Origin of the sequence: Vibrio sp. 10N.222.46.A1 (genome assembly GCF_041473595.1) — a bacterium.
Taxonomy (GTDB): domain Bacteria; phylum Pseudomonadota; class Gammaproteobacteria; order Enterobacterales; family Vibrionaceae; genus Vibrio; species Vibrio tasmaniensis_A.
Window position 1 is genome coordinate 1 of sequence record NZ_JBFRSN010000378.1, and the last position, 3,847, is coordinate 3,847.

Below are 3,847 nucleotides of genomic sequence, written 5' to 3' on the forward strand. Positions count from 1 at the left end.
CGGTATACATCCTAACCTGATTAATTTAATTTCATTCTTTCGTAAATTGATACGGCGTAATTTGGGTATCACACAATTGAAACCAACTGATCGTTATAGTGATTTTTTCGTATTGATTGGCGTTCAAAAACAAGCCATGTCTATAATTATGTTTAATAGGGAGATTGGTATGAAGATATTGTTAACTGGTGGTACGGGATTTATTGGTTCTGAATTGGTCAAAAGTTGGAATACTGACGATGTGACATTGTTGACACGGAGCCCCGAAAAAGCGAAGCAAAACCTAAATCACCTGAACCAGAATAACCTTCATTACATTCAATCTCTTGATGAACTCAGCGATCTCAATGACTTCGATGTCGTGGTCAATCTTGCTGGCGAACCGATCGCTGACAAGCGTTGGAGTACGGAGCAAAAAGAGAGGATCTGTAACAGTCGTTGGCACATTACTGAAAAACTGGTCGAGTTAATTCATGCCAGTAGCAACCCACCGCAGGCTTTCATTAGCGGCTCAGCCGTGGGTTACTATGGCGATCAACAGCAACACCCATTTGATGAATCACTACGAGTAGAAGACGAAAGTTTTCCTCACAAAGTCTGCGCGCACTGGGAAGAGATCGCCAAGAGAGCCCAGTCCGATGAGACGCGTGTGATACTACTAAGAACGGGGATTGTGTTAGGTGAAAATGGTGGTGCTCTAAAGAAGATGCTAATGCCCTACAAACTCGGAGTAGGCGGACCACTTGGTTCAGGCGAACAGTACATGCCTTGGATTCACATGCTTGATATGGTGAGAGCCATCAACCACTTATTGTCAACTCCTCACGCTCAAGGGGAATTTAATATGTGTGCCCCGCACCCTGTCACCAACAAACTGTTCAGCAGTACACTCGCCAAGCAACTACGCCGACCTCATTTCTTATTCACTCCGAAATGGGCAATGTCGCTTCTGATGGGTGAATCTTCTTGTCTGCTCTTTGACAGCATTCGTTCCAAACCAAAGAAACTCACTGAAATGGGATTTATCTTTAGTTACTCAAGAATAGAACCAGCCTTAAAAAACTTGTTACAACATCAAGATTAATTCTTTACCCTAGAGCGATAAAGACTCTAATGAAGGATTAAGCGTGAACAAGTCGATTCTGATCACCGGTTGCTCAACGGGTATTGGCTATACATGTGCGCATGCACTACAAAAGCGTGGTTTCCACGTCATTGCATCGTGTCGTCATCCGCAAGATGTACAGCGTCTGCAAGATGAGGGACTGACCTGCATACAGCTCGACCTTTCTAACCAAGAAAGCATTGAACAAGCTGCACAACTTGCTATTGAGCTAGCGCCTAACGGATTATATGGTTTATTCAATAACGGCGCTTATGGTCAAGCTGGCGCGCTAGAAGACTTACCAACCCAAGGTCTCAAAGAGCAATTCGAAACCAACTTCTTTGGCTGGCATCATCTTGTTTGTCAGATACTTCCGCACATGCGCGAACGCGGCGAAGGTCGAATCGTACAAAACAGTTCCGTATTAGGCTTTGCGGCCATGAAATATCGTGGCGCTTACAACGCTTCAAAGTTCGCTCTAGAAGGCTGGACAGATACGTTACGTTTAGAACTGCATGGTAGTGGTATTCATATCTCGTTATTGCAGCCAGGTCCAATAGAAACCCAATTTAGAAATAATGCCCTGAAAGCTTTCAATAAATGGATCACCATTGCTGGCAGCGCTCATCAAGAAGCTTATCAACAACAAAAAGACCGACTCGAAAAAGAATCATCGAACAACGCTTTTGTTCTTCCGCCTGAAAGTTGTATTGAACCGGTTTATCACGCACTCACCGCCGATAAACCCAAACTCAGATACCGAGTGACGACCCCAACTAAAGTCTTCGCGGTATTGAAAAGAATGCTACCAAGTCGCTTGCTAGACCCTATTTTGAGAAAAGCTGCATAAATTACTAACTTTGCATCAACAGTCGCAAACTTTAATGTAACGATGTAATTTTTCCGTAACAATAAGATGTCATGATTGTCCTATCTCATCAATTATTCCCAATTGATGAACCTAATCTGGATATTTCATGACTTTAAACCGCCTTAATTGGGTCGGTGTGACTCTGGCGATTACGTTGTTTATTCTGTTTTGAGTATCTTACGCTATGCCTCACTGACCACCTCAATGATAACGCTATGCCTTCCCTGTTGAGATAACCACTCTATCAACATAGAAGCATAGCGTTTTTCTATTTTGGCTCTTTTTATTTGAGATAACCAAGTTAGATCTTGAAGTTACCAGCATCTCCCCCCATATTTGCAACGTACCCACAAAACACACCTCAAGGAACGTAAATGCAATCTCCGCATATTGTTGAACTTAATGAGCAGAACTTTCGTCAAGTATTAGAAACCTCAATGCAGACGCCTGTACTCATCCACTTTTGGGCACCAATGAGCCAAGAAAGTGCTCAGGTGATCCCTGAACTGCAAACATTAACTCAGCAATACAACGGCGCTTTTACTTTAGCTCTGTTGAATTGTGAACAAGAGCAGGCAATTGCTAGCCAATTTGGCGTACAAGCACTCCCTACTATTGCACTGTTTGTTAACGGTCAGCCTGTTGATGGTTTGGGTGGCCCACAAAGCATACAAGCGATTGTTGAAATGTTAGGAAAACACCTTCCTAGCCAAGACGAGCTCGCACTGCGTCAGGCTCTCGAGCAAATGCAAGCAGGCGAGCACGCACAAGCGCTCGCAGCAATGCAACAATTGCCAATAGAGCTGACGAGCAAAGGCGAGGTAAAACTGGCAATCGCAGAATGTTTACTAGAAACGCAACAGTTTGATCTAGCTGAAACTCAGCTAGCCACCATTCCTCTAGAGTACCAAGATAATTACTATAAAGGCTTAGTCGCAAAGCTTGAGCTTCACAAGCAAGCAGCAGACAGCCCTGAAATACAAGCATTAGAAACCGCTCTTCAGCAAGACCCATATGACGCTAAGACAGCATCTGAATTAGCATTGCAATATCACCAAGTGAATCGCAACGAAGAAGCGATGGAACTGTTGTGGTCTTTCCTTGCAAAAGATCTAAATGTTTGCAATGGCGATATGAAAAAAGAGTTCATGGATATCTTAAGTGCGCTTGGACAAGGTAACCCAGTTGCCAGTAAGTACCGCCGACAGCTGTACTCTCTGCTCTACTAACTAAACCCTAAAAGTACTAAAGATAAGCATCGTATATCTCATCGAAAATTGACAATTCAATCAATTAGTTTATCGAATAATAGAATGTAAAATGGGCCATAAAATCAATATTTTATGGCCCATTTCTCATTTATAAATTTGCTCAGAATTTAAATATGAGCCAGTATCAATACTGAACTATCAAAAACTTAAACTTGCAAAGGATTTTGTATGGCTATTGATACATTGATTACTATCGGCGTCTTTACTGCCGTCGCAATATTGTTTATTTTCGCCGGAGTAAAAACGGTTCCGCAAGGCAATAACTGGACCGTAGAACGCTTCGGCCGTTATACACAAACCCTCCAACCAGGTCTGAACCTGATCATTCCATTTATCGATAAAATCGGACAACGCATCAGTATGATGGAACGTGTTCTCGACATCCCGGCACAAGAAGTCATCTCCAAAGATAATGCAAATGTGGTTATTGATGCGGTGTGTTTCGTTCAAGTGATCGACGCGCCTAAAGCGGCTTATGAGGTGAATGATCTTGAGCACGCGATTCGTAATTTAACTCTCACCAATATCCGTACTGTACTGGGCTCGATGGAACTGGATGAAATGCTCAGCCAGCGAGACATGATTAACACCAAATTATTG

General features: G+C 42.9%; 4 protein-coding genes. All 4 read left to right on the forward strand.

Annotation, left to right across the window (positions count from 1 at the left end; genetic code table 11):
• Positions 1–169 precede the first annotated feature (169 nt).
• Positions 170–1,084 (forward strand): TIGR01777 family oxidoreductase, encoded by a 915-nt coding sequence (locus AB4496_RS12055; protein ID WP_009847351.1) that lies wholly within the window; start codon positions 170–172, stop codon positions 1,082–1,084.
• Between the two features lie 43 nt (positions 1,085–1,127).
• Positions 1,128–1,955 carry an SDR family oxidoreductase gene (locus tag AB4496_RS12060; RefSeq protein ID WP_009847352.1) on the forward strand — a complete coding sequence of 276 codons (828 nt, stop codon included), beginning with the start codon at positions 1,128–1,130 and terminating at the stop codon, positions 1,953–1,955.
• A gap of 395 nt (positions 1,956–2,350) precedes the next feature.
• Positions 2,351–3,205 carry a co-chaperone YbbN gene (locus AB4496_RS12065; RefSeq protein ID WP_009847353.1) on the forward strand — a complete coding sequence of 285 codons (855 nt, stop codon included), beginning with the start codon at positions 2,351–2,353 and terminating at the stop codon, positions 3,203–3,205.
• A gap of 210 nt (positions 3,206–3,415) precedes the next feature.
• Positions 3,416–3,847, forward strand: a 432-nt coding sequence (locus AB4496_RS12070; RefSeq protein ID WP_372131036.1) for an SPFH domain-containing protein, incomplete at its 3' end; no start/stop codon positions are given.

Coding starts and splice junctions, on each gene's coding strand:
- AB4496_RS12055 (WP_009847351.1), top strand. CDS start 170: ATGAAGATATTGTTAACTGGTGGTACGGGATTTATTGGTTCTGAATTG.
- AB4496_RS12065 (WP_009847353.1), top strand. CDS start 2,351: ATGCAATCTCCGCATATTGTTGAACTTAATGAGCAGAACTTTCGTCAA.